This is a genomic window from Stenotrophomonas sp. GD03777 (genome assembly GCF_029842485.1).
Taxonomy (GTDB): Bacteria; Pseudomonadota; Gammaproteobacteria; order Xanthomonadales; family Xanthomonadaceae; genus Stenotrophomonas; species Stenotrophomonas sepilia.
Window position 1 is genome coordinate 12,040 of record NZ_JAOCGL010000051.1, and the last position, 17,447, is coordinate 29,486.

The following is a 17,447-nucleotide window of genomic DNA, read 5'->3' on the forward strand; positions in this document are numbered from 1 at the left end:
CGTTTTTCATGTATAGCGTTCATCGCACCGTTCCAAGGAGTCGTTCCGATGGTCAAGCCTTCCCGCGCCCGGATGCGCAGCGCAGTGCTGCTGGGCAGCCTGCTCGCCCTGTTGCCGGCACTGCCCGCACTCGCCGCCGATCCCACGCCGGCCGCTGAAGCACCGGGTCCGCAGCTGCGTGCCGGCAGCCTGATGCTGATTCCCGCCCCGGCCACGGTGCAGCCCGGCCTGGGTAGCGGCATCACCGTACGCGCCGATACCGCGCTGCACGCCGAAGGCGAAGCCGCGCAGCGCGTCGCCACCCAGTTCGCCGACCTGCTGGCCCGCAGCGGCGGTCCGCGCCTTACGCCGGCCCAAGGCAAGGCGGCAGGCACGTCGGGCAGCATCCGCTTCCAGATCATCCCGACCTTCCGCGACAGTGGTGAGAGCTACACGCTGGAAAGCACCGCGCAGGGCGTGCTGGTGCAGGCCGGCAACGAAACCGGCCTGTTCTACGGCGCAACCACGCTTGCCCAGCTGGCCACGGGTGGCAGCAACGGCGTGCTGCCGGCGGTGCAGATCCAGGACGCGCCGCGCTTCGGCTGGCGCGGTTTCATGCTCGACTCGGCGCGGCACTTCCAGAGCCTGGACGAGATCAAGCATGTGCTCGATGCCATGGCCGCGCACAAGCTCAATACCTTCCATTGGCACCTCACCGATGACCAGGGCTGGCGCATGGAGATCAAGCGCTACCCGAAGCTGACCGAGGTGGGCAGCTGCCGCCTGCCGGCCGGCGACAGTGGCATCGATCTGGCCAGTGGCAAGGAGCATCCTTACTGCGGCTTCTACACGCAGGAGCAGATCCGCGAAGTGATCGCCTATGCCGCCAGGCTGCATATCCAGGTGATTCCAGAAATCGATGTGCCCGGCCATGCCACCGCGGCGATCGCCGCGTACCCGGAACTGGGTTCGATCAACACCCCGCTGAAGCCGATCAGCGAATGGGGCGTGTTCCCGAACCTGTTCAACGTGGAGGACAGCACCGTCACCTTCCTCGAGAACGTACTGGAAGAAGTGATCGCGCTGTTCCCTGCGAAGTACGTGCACGTCGGCGGCGACGAGGCGGTCAAGGACCAGTGGGAAGCCTCGAAACAGGTGCAGCAGCGCATGCGTGCGCTGGGCATCAAGGATGAAATGGCCATGCAGAGCCACATCATCAAGCGCCTGGAGACCTTCCTGGAGCAGCACGACCGGCGCCTGATCGGCTGGGACGAAATCCTCGAAGGCGGCCTACCACCGCAGGCCACGGTGATGTCGTGGCAGGGCACCGAAGGTGGCCTGGCTGCAGCCAGTGCCGGCCATGACGTGGTCATGTCGCCGGTGGGGTACCTGTACCTGGATTACCTGCAGACGGCCTCGCCGAATGAACCGCCGGGCCGCCCGACCCAGGTCAACCTCGGCAAGCTGTACAACTTCGAGCCGGTGCCGGCCGAGCTGGCGGCCGACAAGCGCCAGCACATTCTCGGCCTGCAGGCCAACATGTTTACCGAGCACACGCGCACCTACGCGCGCCTGCAGCACAACCTGTTCCCGCGCCTGGCCGCCGTGGCCGAGACCGGCTGGAGTACGCCGGAACATCGCGACTTCCGCGATTTCCTCGCGCGCCTGCCCGCGCAGCTGCAGCGCTACCGTGCCTGGGGCCTGGCCTACGCGCAGACCCCGTTCGAAGTGGGCGTGGACTACACCGATGATCGCGCGAAAAACTCCGTGACCCTATCGCTGGCCAACCCGCTGGGCTATGAAGTGCGCTACAGCACCGATGGCCAGCCGGTGACCGGGCAGTCGCCGTTGTACCAGCAGCCGCTGACCGCGACGCTGCCGACCACCGTGCAGGCCGCCGCGTTCTACCAGGGCCAGATGCTGGCCGCGAAGCCGACCATCGCCACGTTCACCGCGCAGTCGCTGCTCAGCCGCCGCAGCGATGCGCTGCTCAGCTGCGTGGGCAAGAAGGGGCTGGTGCTGCGCCTGGAAGACGACGGCCCGCGCGAGGGAACGCGTGCGGTGTTCAACGTCGACATCTTCCAGCCATGCTGGCGCTGGCCGCAGGCGCAGCTGGACGGCATCGGCAGCGTGGAGGTCCGCGCGGGCCGCATTCCGTACTACTTCCAGCTGGCCCACGATGAACCCAAGCGTCGCTTCGAAAAGGCCCGGAGCGCACATGGCGAAATGCTGATCCGCCGCGGTGATTGCACGGGCAAGGTGCTGGCTCAGGTACCGCTGCCGGCCACGCCCGATGCCGGTGGCTTCGTGACCCTGCGTGCGGCGCTGCCGAAGGGCACGCAGGGCACGGGTGACCTGTGCATCAACTTCACCGGCGATACGCGCCCGGCGATGTGGGTGCTGGATGAGGTCACGCTGAAGAAGTAACCGCAAGCCTGTCCTGGCGCAATCCATCCACGCATGGCGTGGATCTACTGTAGAGCCGAGCCCATGCTCGGCTGCCTTTCGGGAGGGAGCCGAGCACGGGCTCGGCTCTACAGGAACCTCAGCCCCGCCAGCGCATCAGCAGATCGCGCAACGGGGTCAGCGCCGTGGCCATGCCGGCCAGCACGCCGATCGTGTTGGCCAGCGCATCCATCGGGTCAGCAGTGCGGTTGCTGGTCAGCGCACCCTGCGCGAACTCGATGCCGACGCCCATCAGCACCAGCCCCACGCCCACCCACAGCAGCGGGCGCCCCGGCCGGAACAGCTGCACCGCGCTGCCGGCCAGGATGAAGTAGGCGAGGAAGTGCTCGCCCTTGTCGCTGTTTTCCGGCAGCGGGATCGGCGGTGGTGGGATCAGGCAGACCACGATCACCAGCAACACCGCCAATGTCCAAAGCGCGGTCCACAGCCGCTGCCGCCGCAGCGGCTTGATCAGCGGCAACGCATTGCTCACAGGCGCCAGCTCAGGTCGCCCAGTTCGAACGCCGGCTCGAAATCGACACCACGCTGCAGGCCGATGGCCTGGAAGCGCTCGCCCATCTCGGTCGGCAGGGTCAGCTTCTTCACCTGGTCACGCAGCTGGATGCGGCCGACCTCATCCGTACGCTCTTCGGCCAGCAGCAGCACCTGGTCCAGGCCGTTGCCGAGCAGGAAACTGGCCTGGCTGCAGTACCCCGCCAATTCGAAACCACCGTGCATGCCCGCCTCGGCCATCGCGGTGAAATCCACCGACGCGGTGATGTCCTGCAGGCCGGGCCAACGATGCACGTCGTTATGCACGTGGTGGCGGTAGAACGCGCGGACCGTGCCATCGTCGCGGTCGTGCTGGTAGAACTCGCTGCGGCTGTAGCCGTAATCGACAAACAGCATCGCACCACGCTGCAGGCCGCCAGCCACTGCCTGCAGCCAGTACGGCAGCTGCGGCAGCACCTCGGAGCGGTAACCGTCGGCAAAGGGCTTTTCCAGGTAACGCTCGATGTGGCGCACCGCACCGTTGAGCAGGATGTCAGCGGGCTGCGCGCCACGGATGAAGTTGCCTTCGCCATCAAGCTCGACGGTTTCCTCGTAGACCTCGCCGTCCCGGATCAGGAAGCGCGGGGTCGGCAGCGCGTCGATCACCTCGTTGGCGAACACCACGCCCTCCCACTCCTCCTCGAACGGGCGGTCGATCCAGTCCACGCGCGCGGCCAACTCGGCCGGCAGGTTCTGCTGCAGGCGCTGCTGCTGGCGCTCGCGCAGGTCGGCGCTGGGTTCGAGGATGGCGTAGCGCGACGGCAGCGCGTCCAGTTCGGCCAGGCGCAGCAGCACGGCCTCGGCGAATGCGCCGGTACCGCCCCCCAGTTCCAGCATGCGGGCCTGCGCGCCCAGCTGCGCGAACACCGGCGCCAGCGCATTGGCCACGCTGCCGGCGAACAGGCTGCCGAGCTCGGGTGCGGTGGTGAAGTCGCCGCTGCCACCGAACTTGCTGGCGCCGGCGCTGTAGTAGCCCCAGCCGGGGGTGTACAGGCACAGCTCCATGAAGCGCGAGAACGGCATCGCCCCGCCCTGCGCAAGGATTTCGGCACGCAGGGCGGCCGCCAGCTGGTCGCTGTGGGCCAGGGCATCGGCTTCGGGCAGGGGGAAGGTGGGCTGCATGGCGTCTTCGAATGCGGTGACAATGGTGCACAGGATAGCCGAGCCTTGGAGGACCCTCGATGAGCGATACCCACCCCGTGGTCCTGATCACCGGCAGCGCGCGCCGGATCGGTGCGGCCATCGCCCGCCAGTTCCACGCCTGTGGCTGGTCGGTGGTACTGCATGCCAACACCTCCAGCGCCGAACTGCAGCAGGCCGCGTTCGATTTCGACAATGTGCGGCCGGGCAGCGTGCTTGCGCTGCAGGCCGACCTGCGTGACGCCGACGCCCTGCCCGACCTGGTGGAACAGGCCGTTACCCACTTCGGCCGCCTGGACGCGCTGGTCAACAACGCCTCCAACTTCTATGCCACCCCGCTCGGCCAGGTCACGGCCGAGGCGATGGACGAGCTGTATGCGGTCAATGCGCGCGCGCCACTGCTGCTGTCACAGGCGGCCGCGCCCTACCTGCGCCGCCAGCAGGGCTGCATCGTCAACCTGACCGACCTGCACGGCACCGATCCGATGCGCGACCACATCGCCTACACGATGGCCAAGGCCGCGCTGGAGATGGCCACCCGTTCGTTGGCGCTGGAGCTGGCGCCGAAAGTGCGGGTCAATGCGGTGGCGCCCGGCGCGATCCTGTGGCCCGAACAGGGCAAGGACGATTTCGCCCGCGAGGCGCTGCTGGCGCGCACGCCTTTGGCGCGGATCGGTACGGTCGAGGAGATTGCCGAAGCGGTGTACTGGCTGGTGGCCGAAGCCAGCTTCGTCACCGGCCACACATTGCGCGTGGATGGCGGGCGCACGGTAAGTTGAGGCGCTGCCGGGATCCACAACAGGGTCAGATCCCTTTTCCCGCCGGGAAAAGGGATCTGACCCCATCACTCAAGGTCAACCACCTCGAACGCCTCGCCAAACTGCGCGTGCGCGCGCCACAGCGTGGCCAGGTCCAGCCCGCTGACCGGATCGATGAAGTCTGGCGCGATGTCGGCCAGCGGCTTCAGCACGAAGGCATGCTTCAGTTCGGGACGGGGAATGCGCAGGTGGCCGGGACCTTCCACCACCAGGTCGCCGTAGAACACCACGTCGATATCCAGGGTGCGGTCGGAGAAGCGCGGCCCGCTGCGGTCGCGGCCGTGCGCGTCTTCCAGCGCATGCAGCCAGTCGTCCAGTTCCTGCAGCGGCAAGTCCGTCTCGATCGCCACCGCGTTGTTGAGGAAGGCCGGGCCGTCGAAGCCGACCGCGGCGGTACGGTAGGCCGGCGAGACCTGCAGCGCGCCGAAGCGCTCGCGCAGGGCCGCCACCGCGGCGTGGAGGTAGCGGCGGGGCTGGACATTGCTGCCCAGGCTCAGGAGCACGGTCGTCATGCGGTTCAGGTGGCAGCGATGGGGGCGTGGACATGCCGTCGTCACGGCGGCCTGCCTACAATCCGGGACGCACATGATAGGGCACCGACATGACCTATTGCGTTGGAATCGAGGTGGACGAGGGCCTGGTCTTCGCTGCCGACACCCGGACCAATGCCTCGCTGGACGATGTACGCGTGCATCGCAAGCTGCACGTGTTCGAATATCCCGGCCAGGCAGCCTACGTGCTGATGGCGGCTGGCAACCTGGCCACCACCCAGTTGCTGGTGTCGCGCCTGGGGCGCGATGCCGACGAGCGGCGCTCACCCAACCTGCGCGACATGACTCACCTTTTCGAGGCCGCCGCGTACGTTGGCCAGTTGCTGGTGGACAGCCAGGTGCACAGCAGCCACAGTGAACATGGCCACGATGGGGTCAATACCCAGGCCACGCTGATCTTCGGCGGCCAGATTGCCGGTGAGCGGCCTGGGCTGTACATGATCTACCCGCTCGGCAACGCCATCGCCGCCTCACCGGAGACGCCCTACCTGCAGATCGGTGAATCCAAGTACGGCAAGCCGATCCTCGACCGCATCCTCAGCCCCGCCACGCGCCTGGAGGATGCCGCCCGCACGGCGATCGTCTCGTTGGACTCCACCATCCGTTCCAATCTGTCGGTAGGCCTGCCGATCGACCTGGCGCTGCTGCGCGACGGTGAACTGCGCATCGGCCAGCAACTGCGGCTGGGCGCGGATTCAGCGCTGTACGCCGATATCCACCAGAACTGGTCACGGCGCCTGGAACAGGCGGTGGACGCCCTGCCGCGGTTCCCCTGGGAAACGCTGGACCGGTAGTGCCGGCCGCTGGCCGGCAACCGCAATGATCCCACCGCACGGGGATGCCGGCCAGCGGCCGGCACTACCCTTTGTCAGCCCAGCGCCTCGGCCACTGCGCGGAACACCTGTTGCATCTGCAGCGGCTTGCGCAGTACATGGACGTCCACGCCGGCCGGGAAGGCATCGGCAGGCACCGCCACCGCCGCATCCTCCAGCACCAGCGCCGGGCCGCGATAGCCCAGCGCAGCCATCTCGCCCAGCAGCTGGCTGGCCGGCAGCAGCTTTGAGCCGGCGTCTGCAATCACCAGCGCCGGCATCGCCTCCTGCTGCATCCAGCGCAGCGCCGCCGGGCCATCGGAGGCCAGCTGCAGCTGATACCCCTGGCTGGACAGCGCGTTGCCGAGCAGCGACAGGCGCGTAGCTTCGCCGTCGACCACCAGGATCGACTGGCCACTGCCCAGGGCCACCAGCTGCTCGATCGGCTCGCTGCCGTCGCTGGCTTCGTGCATCGGCAAGCGCAGCTCGAAGCAGGTGCCCTGCCCCGGCTGGCTGCTGACATGGATGCTGCCGCCGGCGCCTTCGACGATGCGCTTGCAGGAAATCAGACCCAGGCCGGTGCCATCGGCCTTGGTGGTGAAGAACGGATTGAACAGGTGCGACAGCGTGTCCGCATCCATGCCGATGCCTTCGTCGGACACGCAGATCTGCATCCAGTCCACGCCATCGCGCTGCCCGGCATGGCTGGCGGTCAGGCTCAGGCGGCCACCGTTGGGCATCGCCTGGATCGCGTTGAGCGCCAGGTTCAGCATTACCTGCTGCAGTTCGGTGTAGTTGGCGTCGACCACCAGGCCTTCGTCCAGCACCTGCAGTTCCAGGCGCACGGCATCGGGCACGTTGCTGCGCAACAGCAGCGCCACCGCGTCGAACAGGCCGTCGATCTCGATGCGCTCGCTCGGCTTGCGCGAACCACGCACGAACGACAGCATCGACTCGGCCATCTCATGGCCGCGGCGGCCACACTCGGCGATGACGTCGGCCAGGTGGTGCAGCTGCGGATCCTCGGTGCGGGCCTTCAGCAGGTCCGGCATGATCAGCAACGGCTGCAGGATGTTGCGCAGGTCGTGGCTGAGCCCGGCGGCAAGCAGGGACAGGCTTTCCAGGCGCTGCGCACGCATCAGTTCGGTTTCCACGCGTGCGCGCTCGACCGCACTGCGTGCATCGCGGATCGCACGCGCGACCGCCGAAGGCAGGCGCGCAGGCTGGTGCTTGATGATGTAGTCGTTGGCGCCCTTCTGCAGCGCCGCTACCGCATTCTCCTCACCCATCGTGCCGGAGACGAAGATGAAGGGCACCTCCGGTGAGGTCTCGCGCACGATACGCAGCGCGTCGTCACCGGAGAACCCCGGCATGCTCAGGTCGGACAGCACGATGTCCGGCTGGAACACAGCCAGTGCCTGGCGCAGTTCCGCCTCGCTCTCCACACGCTCGAAGCGGGCCTCCAGGCCCGCGTCGAGCATCTGTTCGGACATCAGCTCGGCATCTTCCGGTGAGTCTTCCACCAGCAGGATGCGCAGCGCCCCCAGGGCGGGACCGGTCAGGGGCATGGGCTCACTCGAGTTCCGGTGCCTGGTTGATCAATGCCCAGAACTTGCCCAGCGTCTGCACCGCGCCGAAGAACTGGTCCACGTCCACCGGCTTGACCACGTAGGCGTTCACGCCCATGTCCCAGCTGCGGGCCAGGTCACTTTCCTCGCGCGAAGACGACAGGATCACCACCGGCAGGCGCTTGAGTTCTTCGTGCTCGCGGATCTGCCGCAGCACTTCCAGGCCATCCATGCGCGGCATCTTGATGTCCAGCAGCAGCACCGCCGGCAAGCCTTCCTCGCGGTTGGCGAAGGCGCCGCGGCGCAGCAGGTAGTCCATCACTTCCACGCCGTCCTCGACGTGCACGATGGGATTGGCCAGACGCGCTTCTTCCAGGGCGTCGATCGCCATTTCGGCATCCGCCGGGCTGTCTTCGGCGAGAAGAATGGTGCGCAGAGTCGTCATGCAGAGGGACCTTGTTTGTCCGCGTCGGTCGCGGGGGGCAGGTAGAAGTGGAAAGCAGCGCCGACGTCCGGTTCGGCCTCGGCCCAGATACGGCCACCATGGCGGGTCAGCACGCGGCGCACGCTGGCCAGGCCGATGCCGGTCCCCGGGTAGTCACTGGCCTTGTGCAGGCGCTGGAACACACCGAACAGCTTGCCGGCGTAGGCCATGTCAAAGCCTGCACCATTGTCGCTGACCGTGAACTGATGGCCGCCGTCGGGCTGCTGCTGGTAGTCAACGCGGATCTTCGCCGGTTCGCGGTTGCCCGAGTACTTCACTGCGTTGCCGAGCAGGTTGAGCCAGACCTGGCGGATCATGTTTTCGTCGCCCACCACGATCGGCAGCGGCGCGATGCTCCACTCCACCTGGTGCGCATGGCCGCTGTTCTCGGCCTCGGCCTGCAGATTGGAATCGAGCATGGCGCGGGTGTCGGCCACCAGCGACTGCATGTCCACCGCCTGCTGCCGCATCGCCGCACGGCCAAGTCGCGAGTAGACCAGCAGGTCGTCGATCAACGCTGCCATGCGCCGGGCCGAACTGGAAATCACGTCCAGATAGTGGCGGCTCTTGTCATCAGCCTGGTCGCCGAGGTGGCGCGACAGCTTGTCGGAGAATCCTGCCACGTGGCGCAGCGGTGCACGCAGGTCATGCGAGACCGAATAGCTGAAGGCCTCCAGCTCGCGGTTGACCTCGGACACCTGCGCAACCTTGCCTTCCAGCTGGCGGTTCAGCTCTTCGACGCGCAGCTGCACTGCGCGCTGCATGGTGACGTCGCTGATGGTCAGCAGCACCACCTCGTCATCGCTGTCGGGCAGCGGCATGCGCCGCGCGTTGAGCAGCATGTAGCGCACCATGCCGTCGGCGGTGCGCTGCTCGTGCTCGAAGTCCCACAGTTCGCGACCGCGCGACAGTACGTCGGCCAGGCGCTGCCGGACCACCGGGTCCTGCCATGCGTTGTCGCCAACGTTTTCCAGCAGCAGGCCGTCGGCGCGCTCGTCCTGCAGGCCGTACAGCTCAGCGAATGCTGGATTGTGCAGCTGCACGCGCAGGTCGCGGTCGAGCAGCACGATCGGTTCGCGCACGGTCTGCAGCACCGACGCCGCACGTGCAGCCGAGCGCAGCGATTGCCGCTCCGCATGCAGGCGACGGCCGATCTGCCGCTGCAGCAGCCACAGCACCAGGCCGAGCAGCGCCAGCTGGATCACCAGCGAACTCCACGACACCAGTTCGGTCTGCTTGCGCTGGCGTGCCGCCTGCTCGGCGCGCAGCGCCAGCAGCTTCTGCTCGCTGGCCTGCAGTTCTTCCACCAGCCCGCGGATGGGATAGCGCGTACTCAGGTCCTGCACCAGCTCGCGCTGGTCGCTGTTCGGTTCGGACCTGGCCAACTCGCGGGCAAGTGCCATGCGGCCTTCCAGCATCGATTCGATCCGACCGATGCGGATCAGCTGGTCGGGATTGTCGCGGGTCATCCGGCCCAGTTCGGCCAGGCGCCCGGGAATTTCATCGGCCCGGGCCATGCGTTCGCGCAGGCCGGGGGCATCCACGCCCTTGGACAGGGTCAACGCGGCCGATTCGACATCGCGCACATCGGCCTGCAGTTGCTGCAGTGCCACGCCCACGGCCTGGGTGTGGTTGACCCAGGCCATCGCTTGTTCGCTGTCCTGCTGCAGTTTACGCAGGGTCAACCACGGCACCACGATGATCGCGGCGGCGGCCAGCGCCAAGGCCGGCAACCGCCAGCGGTCCCAGATGTCGTCACTGAAAACCAGCGCCATAGTTCCTCGTCAGCTCTGCCGCGACGCGTTGGCCGGGTCGAGCCCGGTTGCGGCGGAACCGGCAATATAGCGCAGGCGGTCACAACTCTGGAATTTCCAGCGCGGTCGGCTGAACGGGTTGGCAATCAGACCTGTAGGGCCAAGCCCATGCTCGGCTGCCTTGGAGTGCCAGCCGAGCATGGCTCGGGTCTACAGGTCAGCGGGCGCCCCACGCGGGGCGCCCAACCGGTTCAGCGCTTGGCGGCAGCGCTGACCTTCAATGCGGCGGCATCGACGCGGGTCACGCCCTTGATGCCCTTGGCGGTGGTGACCGCCTTGTCCTTCTCGGCCTGGGTGGCCACGGTGCCGCTCAGGCTGACCACGCCGTTCACCGTTTCCACCTTGATCTCGGTGCCCGGGACGTTGCTGCTGGTCAGCAGGTCCGCCTTCACCTTGGTGGTGATCCAGCTGTCGGTCACCGGTTCGTTGGAATCATGGCGATCCGCGTGGGTAGCCGGATGTGCGCTGGTGGTCGGCGGGCTCTTCGCGGCCGGGTCCTTGGCGAATGCGGCCGAGGAGGACAGTGCCAGGCCCAGCGTCAGGGCAGAAGCAATCAGCGTGCGAGTGGTATTGCTCATCGTGTCGTTCTCCTTCGGGATGTGCTGCCAGTCTGGACAAGCGCACGTGGAGCAGGCGTGGCGTCGTGGTCATGCCGCCGTGAATCGAAGCGTTTCCAACGGCAACGGTTCAGTTTTGGGCTGTCCGCATCTGTCGTTTACCCTGCCCTTCCCCCCTGCCGGAGCTCTGCCATGCGCCCCGACCTGCACCTGGCCCTGATCGGCTACGGCCTCGCCGGCCGCGTCTTCCATGCCCCTCTGATCCAGCACACGCCCGGCCTTGTCCTGCACAGCATCGTCAGCTCGCAGCGCGACACGTTGCTGCGCACGTTCAGCAACGTACACGTGCGTGCAACGCCACAGGACGTGTTCGACGATCCAGCGGTGGATGCGGTGGTGATCGCCACGCCGAACGAACAGCACGCGCCGCTGGCGATGGCCGCGCTGGCCGCCGGCAAGCACGTGCTGGTCGACAAACCCTTTGCGCTGGATGTGGCCGAAGCGGAAACAGTACTGGCCGCAGCACGCGACGCCGGCCGCATCGCCACCGTGTTCCAGAACCGGCGCTTCGATGCCGACTTCCTCACGCTGCAGGCGCTGCTGTCCGAAGGCACGCTGGGCGAGGTGGCCGAATGCCATGCGCATTTCGACCGCTACCGGCCGCAGGTGCGCGACCGTTGGCGCGAACAGGACGGGCCAGGCAGTGGCCTGTGGTACGACCTCGGCCCGCACCTGCTGGACCAGATGCTGGTGCTGTTCGGCTGGCCCTACGCCATCGATGCGGATCTGGCCGTGCAGCGCCAAGGTGGCGCCGGCATCGACTACTTCCACGCCGTACTGCACTACCCGCGGCATCGCGCCATCGTGCATGCCGGTTCGCTGGTGGCTGCCCCTGCCCCGCACTTCAGCGTGCATGGCAGCAAGGCCAGCTGGATCAAGTACGGCCTGGATGTGCAGGAGGCCCAGCTGCGCCGCGGCGTAGCGCCGGGTGCGCCCGGATGGGGCATCGATCCCCGGCATGGCGAACTGGTGCACTGTGATGCAGAAGACAATGTTCTGCGCAGCACCGTCGACAACCTGCCCGGCGACTATCGTCGGTTGTATGCGCAGTTCGCAGCGGCGATGCACGGCGACGGCGAAGCGACGGTCAGCCCGATGCAGGCATTGCAGTTGATGCGGCTGCTGCAGGCCGGCATGGACAGCGCGCGCGAAGGGCGGCGGATCGCGTTGGACTGACCAGTAGATCCACGCCATGCGTGGATGACGTGGCAACGATCGGAGACGGCTTTTGTAGAGTCGAGCCATGCTCGACTGGCTGCATGGGGTCAGAACCCTTTCCTGCGGAAAGGGATCCGCCCCTGATCTGCCCGGGGTCGGATCCCTTCGGCAACGCCGAAGGGCTCTGACCCCACCGCAGTGCTTACGACTTCTTGATGGCGTGGCCGCCGAATTCATTGCGCATCGCCGACAGCAGGCGGTCGGTGAACGAATTGGATTCCCGCGAACGCAGGCGTTCCAGCAGCGACAACGTGATCACCGGTGCCGGCACGTCCAGCGCGATGGCTTCGGCCACGGTCCAGCGGCCTTCCCCGGAATCCTCCACGTATGGCGCGATGCCATCCAGCGACGGATTGCGCTTGAGGGCTTCGGCACTCAGGTCCAGCAGCCACGAACGCACCACGCTGCCGTGGCGCCAGACTTCGGCTACCTGGACCAGGTCCAGCGCCATCTCCTGCTTGCGCTCCATCAGCGCGAAGCCTTCGGCATAGGCCTGCATCATTCCGTATTCGATGCCGTTGTGGACCATCTTGGTGAAATGGCCCGCGCCCGATGGACCAACACACGCCCAGCCGCGATCCTCCGCCGGAGCCAGCGTGCGCAGCAGCGGTGCGATCTGCTCCACCACCGACGCTTCGCCACCGACCATCAGGCTGTAGCCTTCCTGCAGGCCCCACACGCCGCCGCTGGTGCCACAGTCGACGTAGCCCAGATCGTCCTCCGCCAGCGCCTTGGCGCGACGGATCGAGTCCTGGTAGTTGGAGTTGCCGCCGTCGATGACGATGTCACCCTCGGCCAGGTGCGGGGTCAGCTGTCCCAGCGTCTGGTCGACGGTTTCACCCGCCGGCACCATCAGCCACACCACGCGCGGCACCGGCAGCGCGGCCACGGCGGCGGCCAGCGAATCAACCACCTCCAGGCCGGCCTCTGCAGCACGCTGGCGCGCACTTTCGCCCGGGTCGTAGCCGACCACGCGGTGGCCGCCGCGATGCAGGCGCTGGGCCATGTTGGCGCCCATGCGGCCGAGGCCGATCATTGCAATATCCATTGTTTCACCTTCAGTTGGGGTCCAGGGTCAGGCTGCCTGGCCTGCCGGTAGCCGCGCAGTGGCGCAGCTGCGCCTCGCGCCAACGCCGGTAGAGCGTGGTATGCAGATTGTGCACCGCCAGGTCGATCGAAAACGGCGTTCTCGGGTTGCGATCGAGCAGGCGGACGATGTGGTAGCCGATAGGACGTATACCGCGCGGATGCACGTAGATCACGAACTGCTGGTAGAACGGATCGTCCAGCAGCTGATCCATGCGCACCAGAGCCGCGTGGTAGCGCGGTGCCAGGCGCGCGCGCAGCTGTGGATCGCGATCGAACAGCAGGCGCTCGAAATAGCGCTGGCCGATGCGCGGGATGTCCTGCGCCAGTTTCCAGAGCTCGGCATTGCGCTGGTCGTACCAGGCCAGGCCAGCGTGCAGTGCCAGCGCCTGCGCAGCGCCCTCGCCCACCTCGACCACCACGAAGTTCTCGGCCTGGTTGCTCAGGTCGTCCAGCGTGCCTTTGTCGTACACATGTTCGATGAAACCGGGCACGCCCACGAACGCCTGCCGCCCCATCGCCGAGGTGCGCACCGCCTTGCCATCGGCGAAGAAGTCGCCCGCATGCGCGCCGAGCAGGATGCTGTCGGTGTCGTGCAGCGCGAGGAAGGTGCCGATCGACAGTTCCTCCGCTGCGAACCCTGTGTCGAACGCAGCATCGCCATACAGCTCTCTCTGGGTGGCCAGCTGTGCGACCTGGCGGCCGACACCGCATTCGGCACGCACGGCACCGCTGTAGAACGCCTCCAGCGCATGGCTGTTGCCCGCGCGGGGCACGAAGCCACGACCGAAACTGCGTGTACGCTGCCAACCCTGTGCCGGTGCGCCCTGCAATCCGAAGCCGATCCATCCCAGCTGCGGGCCGGAGAAGCGGAACGTGGGATTGCCCTGCAATGCCGAAGTCGCGCGCCGCGTGGCCGCCCCCAGCTCAAAGGCATAGGCGCAGACGGTGGCGGGGTCATCCAGCAGCTGCTGCAGAAGTGCGTGCCGAGCAGCAGCGGGCAACGCCGTCGGCCACCGCACCTGCAGGTCGCCGGCCGCCTGTGAATCAGCCAGCGAGGCACGCGTACATACGGGACCACCGCGCACCTGCGGCGCAGTGAGGGACGCTTCTTCGAAGCGCCACCCCAACCGCTGCAGCAGGCCCTGCGTACAGTCCGGGGATGGCGATGCCACGACCCACGCGGGCGCCAGCAGCAGGGCTGCAATCAGCCACCTGCCGCGCACACTCAGCCCTGGTCCGTAACCGCCGGTGCGGGTTCCGGCGCCGCTGCCGGCGATGGCGATGGCGTGCCCGCCGCGGCCGGCAGATACTGCTGCAGGCGCTGGAAGAAGCGACGATAGAACTCGGCATCCGTGACCGTGCTGCTGGCCACCTTCACCAGCGAGTCGTCGTTGCTGCCGAACGGCAGCGACACCGAGCCCAGCGCACCCACACCGACACTGGCCGAGGTCGGGCTCTTCTTCAGCGCGTAGCGGTCCTGCACGGCACTGACGAACACCAGCGTCTGGCTGCCGCGCGGGGCGCAGGAGATGCGCAGCACCAGCTGCTCATGGTCATCCTCGCGCGGCTGGAAGTTCTTGTTGCCCTCCACCTGCGCATCATCGGAACGGGCGATGGCATAGCCTTGGCTGAGCAGCGTGCGGCGCGCGGCCTCGCAGGCTTCACGGGGGCGTCCCTCAACGGTGCGCGAGAAGGTATCGCCGGAATCGAAAGACTCGCGCAGCACGGTGCTGTCGGCGGCGCGGCCACCACAGGCCGAAAGGATCAAGGCGCTGGCGCACGCCACGGCAGCGCTGGAAAGACGGGAGGCCCGCATGGGTACTCCTGCGAGAACGGAAGCACCAAGGGTAGTCCCGCCCCCGTGTGCGGCAGGTCGATATGGCCCCCCACGTTGCTCCCGGTTCATGCACGTAAAAGGGGACGGAGGGGATCAAGTCGTTTGCGGCACTTCACTGGTCCGGACATGGCCCGGCGCGACCGGGAATGGGCTTCCCAAACAAGAAGGGGCCGGTAATGCCGGCCCCTGCGAATGTCGCGCGCCGTCTCCGGCTCAGTCCGCCCAACGCCCCGCGCCGGTGGACTGCGGCAGCACCTGGGCCGACAGCGGACGGTCATTGGCCAGCAGGTTCACCGCGTCGGCCAGGATCGAGGCCGACTCGCGCAGCAGCGGGTCCGGACGCTTTTCGGCAGCCTTTTCGCGGGCGGCATCCTTCACGATGTCGCGCTCGTTGCCGGTCAGGCCATCATCACTGCTGTCATCGGCCAGCGGGTCCAGGGCCAGGCCCAGCTCCTTGCGCTGCAGCTGGCGTTCCTTGCGCTGGGCGTCCTGGCGCTCGCGTTCGGCGCGACGGGTGGCCTCGTTGAGCGAGATGTACTTCTTCGCCGCCTCGGTCCGGAACTGCTGCACGTCCTCGTTCCACCACTGGAATTCCTTGTCGGTGGCGATTCGCGCGTCGTGGCGGGCCTCCAGCTTCGGCAGCAGCGGCGCGAAGTTGCCGTACTGGGTGTGCGGCACGGCGGCGATGCGGGTCCACGGCAGGGCGTTATCGTAGGTGCTCTCGCCGAACTCGGTGGCATCGACGCTGGCCGGGAAGGCCAGGTCCGGCACCACGCCCTTGTGCTGGGTGCTGCTGCCGCTGATGCGGAAGAACTGGGCGATGGTCAGCTTGACCTGGCCGAAGCGCTGGGTCTCGCCACTCGGCCAGCGGTCGAGGTCGACGATGTTCTGCACGGTGCCCTTGCCGAAGCTGGTTTCACCGATCACCAGGCCACGACCATAATCCTGGATCGCACCAGCGAAGATCTCCGAGGCCGAAGCCGAACCGCGGTTGATCAGCACCGCCAGCGGGCCATCCCACGCCACGCCCTGGTTGCGGTCGCTGTTGACGGTGACGCGGCCACCGGACTCGCGCACCTGCACCACCGGGCCCTGCTCGATGAACAGGCCGGTCAGTTCGATGGCTTCATCCAGCGAACCGCCGCCGTTGTTGCGCAGGTCCAGCACCACGCCGTCCAGCTTGTCGTTCTTGAAACCAGCCAGCAGCTTGGCCACGTCGCGGGTGGCCGAGGCATAGTCGGCGGCGTTGCGGCGGCGGCCTTCGAAATCCTGGTAGAAGGTCGGCAGCTTGATCACACCAATCTTCCGTGCCGGCTCGCCGTTGGCGGCCGGAATGGTCATGGTCTCGCCCTTGGCGGCCTGTTCGGCCAGGCGCACCTTCTGCCGGGTCAGCACCAGGGTGTGGTGCTTGCCATCGGCACCTTCGGCAGCCGGAATGAACTCCAGCTTGACCTGGGTGTCCTTGGCGCCGCGGATCTTGGCGACCACATCGTCGATGCGCCAGCCGATCACGTCCTCGACCTGGCCAGACTTGCCCTGGCCAACGCCAACGATGCGGTCACCCGGCTTCAGCGTGCCGTCCACCGCAGCCGGGCCGCCGGCGATGATCTCGCGGATCACCACCACGTCGTCCTGGCGCTGCAGCTGCGCACCGATGCCTTCCAGCGACAGCGACATCGCCTGGTTGAAGTTCTCGGCCGTGCGCGGGGTGAAGTAATCGGTGTGCGGATCAACCGCGCTGGTGTACGAATTCATGAAGAACTGGAAGACGTCTTCGCCCTTCAGCTCGTTGACCGACTTTTCCAGCGTCGCGTAGCGCTTGTCCAGCGTCTTGCGGATATCGTCCGGCTTCTTGCCTGCCAGCTTCAGGCGCAGCCAGTCGTTCTTCACCGACTTGCGCCACAGCTCATCCAGCTCGGCGCTGCTGGCCGCCCACGGCACCTTCTTGCGGTCGTACTCGAAGCGCTCGTCGGTGGTGAAGTCCGGCTCCTGCTTGAGCAGCTTGCGCGCAAAGGCCACACGTTCGCCGACACGCTGCTTGTAGACCGCGAACACCTGGAACGCCGGTTCCAGTTCGCCGCCACGGATGGCCGAGGAGATGTTGGCTTCGAAGGGCGCGAAGCGCGCCACGTCGGCCTGGGTGAAATACTGCTTGGCGCCGTCCAGCGTCTCCAGATAGCGCTTGAACACGTCCTTGGAGGTGGCCTCGTCCAGCGCACGCGGGCGGTAGGCGTAACGACTGTCGGACAACAGGCCATACACCAGCTTGGAGGTGGTCACCTGATCGGCAGTCGCCGCAGCGGGCAATGCAGGCGAGTCGGCCTTGGCCGCCAGCGCCAGCGGCGCGACCAGCGCCAGGGCCATCAGGAATGCGGGGGCTTTGAATTTCATTGACGTGCTCGAAGGCGCCTTGCCAAGGGGGAGACTGCAGGGTGTTCAGACACCCCGACAGTGCCGAAAGTTGCCGGGTTTGTCACCCGGCCGCGCTCGGTGGAAAACCAGCCTAGCGGGGCCGGTGTAGCA

At 67.1% G+C, this 17,447-nt stretch carries 15 protein-coding genes; 4 read left to right on the forward strand and 11 right to left on the reverse strand.

Annotated features, from left to right (window positions below; translation table 11 throughout):
- The first annotated feature begins 48 nt into the window (after positions 1 to 48).
- Positions 49 to 2,406: a family 20 glycosylhydrolase gene (locus N5E02_RS12285; protein ID WP_139727674.1), complete on the forward strand. Its 2,358-nt coding sequence runs from the start codon at positions 49 to 51 to the stop codon at positions 2,404 to 2,406.
- 118 nt (positions 2,407 to 2,524) lie between these two features.
- Here N5E02_RS12285 and N5E02_RS12290 read toward each other — a convergent pair whose 3' ends face one another.
- Both N5E02_RS12290 and N5E02_RS12295 read right to left on the reverse strand, forming a co-directional pair.
- Entirely contained in the window at positions 2,525 to 2,917 is a 393-nt protein-coding gene (locus tag N5E02_RS12290) for a hypothetical protein (RefSeq protein WP_065178046.1), read from the reverse strand.
- Positions 2,914 to 4,098, reverse strand: coding sequence for an SAM-dependent methyltransferase (locus tag N5E02_RS12295; RefSeq protein WP_005419345.1), 1,185 nt, complete (start codon positions 4,096 to 4,098; stop codon positions 2,914 to 2,916). The genes N5E02_RS12290 and N5E02_RS12295 overlap by 4 nt, the downstream gene beginning before the upstream one ends.
- Positions 4,099 to 4,157: 59 nt before the next feature.
- On the opposite strand from N5E02_RS12295, the gene N5E02_RS12300 reads away from it, so the two are divergent.
- Positions 4,158 to 4,895: a pteridine reductase gene (locus tag N5E02_RS12300; protein WP_005419347.1), complete on the forward strand. Its 738-nt coding sequence runs from the start codon at positions 4,158 to 4,160 to the stop codon at positions 4,893 to 4,895.
- Between the two features lie 65 nt (positions 4,896 to 4,960).
- On the opposite strand, the gene folK is transcribed toward N5E02_RS12300, so the two are convergent.
- Entirely contained in the window at positions 4,961 to 5,446 is a 486-nt protein-coding gene (folK, locus tag N5E02_RS12305; RefSeq protein ID WP_005419350.1) for a 2-amino-4-hydroxy-6-hydroxymethyldihydropteridine diphosphokinase, read from the reverse strand.
- An 89-nt stretch (positions 5,447 to 5,535) separates the two neighbouring features.
- Here folK and N5E02_RS12310 point away from each other — a divergent pair, with 89 nt between their 5' ends.
- Positions 5,536 to 6,279, forward strand: coding sequence for a 20S proteasome subunit A/B (locus N5E02_RS12310; protein WP_065178043.1), 744 nt, complete (start codon positions 5,536 to 5,538; stop codon positions 6,277 to 6,279).
- Between the two features lie 74 nt (positions 6,280 to 6,353).
- On the opposite strand, the gene N5E02_RS12315 is transcribed toward N5E02_RS12310, so the two are convergent.
- The 4 genes from N5E02_RS12315 to N5E02_RS12330 all read right to left on the reverse strand — a co-directional run bounded on the left by N5E02_RS12315 (position 6,354) and on the right by N5E02_RS12330 (position 10,741).
- Entirely contained in the window at positions 6,354 to 7,865 is a 1,512-nt protein-coding gene (locus tag N5E02_RS12315; protein ID WP_005419354.1) for a hybrid sensor histidine kinase/response regulator, read from the reverse strand.
- 4 nt (positions 7,866 to 7,869) lie between these two features.
- Positions 7,870 to 8,310, reverse strand: a complete 441-nt coding sequence (locus tag N5E02_RS12320) for a response regulator (protein WP_005411057.1) — start codon at positions 8,308 to 8,310, stop codon at positions 7,870 to 7,872.
- Positions 8,307 to 10,124 (reverse strand): ATP-binding protein, encoded by a 1,818-nt coding sequence (locus tag N5E02_RS12325; protein ID WP_005419357.1) that lies wholly within the window; start codon positions 10,122 to 10,124, stop codon positions 8,307 to 8,309. The genes N5E02_RS12320 and N5E02_RS12325 overlap by 4 nt, the downstream gene beginning before the upstream one ends.
- Before the next feature lie 230 nt (positions 10,125 to 10,354).
- Positions 10,355 to 10,741, reverse strand: a complete 387-nt coding sequence (locus tag N5E02_RS12330) for a BON domain-containing protein (protein ID WP_053498227.1) — start codon at positions 10,739 to 10,741, stop codon at positions 10,355 to 10,357.
- Between the two features lie 171 nt (positions 10,742 to 10,912).
- Here N5E02_RS12330 and N5E02_RS12335 point away from each other — a divergent pair, with 171 nt between their 5' ends.
- Positions 10,913 to 11,956: an oxidoreductase gene (locus N5E02_RS12335; RefSeq protein WP_065178041.1), complete on the forward strand. Its 1,044-nt coding sequence runs from the start codon at positions 10,913 to 10,915 to the stop codon at positions 11,954 to 11,956.
- A gap of 184 nt (positions 11,957 to 12,140) precedes the next feature.
- On the opposite strand, the gene gnd is transcribed toward N5E02_RS12335, so the two are convergent.
- The 4 genes from gnd to N5E02_RS12355 form a co-directional block, all read right to left on the reverse strand.
- On the reverse strand, positions 12,141 to 13,046 hold the full coding sequence (gnd, locus tag N5E02_RS12340) for a phosphogluconate dehydrogenase (NAD(+)-dependent, decarboxylating) (protein WP_279946305.1): 906 nt from the start codon (positions 13,044 to 13,046) through the stop codon (positions 12,141 to 12,143).
- 10 nt (positions 13,047 to 13,056) lie between these two features.
- Entirely contained in the window at positions 13,057 to 14,295 is a 1,239-nt protein-coding gene (locus N5E02_RS12345; protein WP_279946306.1) for a hypothetical protein, read from the reverse strand.
- Positions 14,296 to 14,312: 17 nt separating this feature from the next.
- Positions 14,313 to 14,903: a DUF2242 domain-containing protein gene (locus N5E02_RS12350; protein WP_065178039.1), complete on the reverse strand. Its 591-nt coding sequence runs from the start codon at positions 14,901 to 14,903 to the stop codon at positions 14,313 to 14,315.
- Between the two features lie 234 nt (positions 14,904 to 15,137).
- A complete protein-coding gene (locus N5E02_RS12355) occupies positions 15,138 to 17,315 on the reverse strand; it encodes a carboxy terminal-processing peptidase (protein ID WP_005419368.1) in 2,178 nt (725 codons plus the stop codon).
- Positions 17,316 to 17,447: the final 132 nt, after the last annotated feature.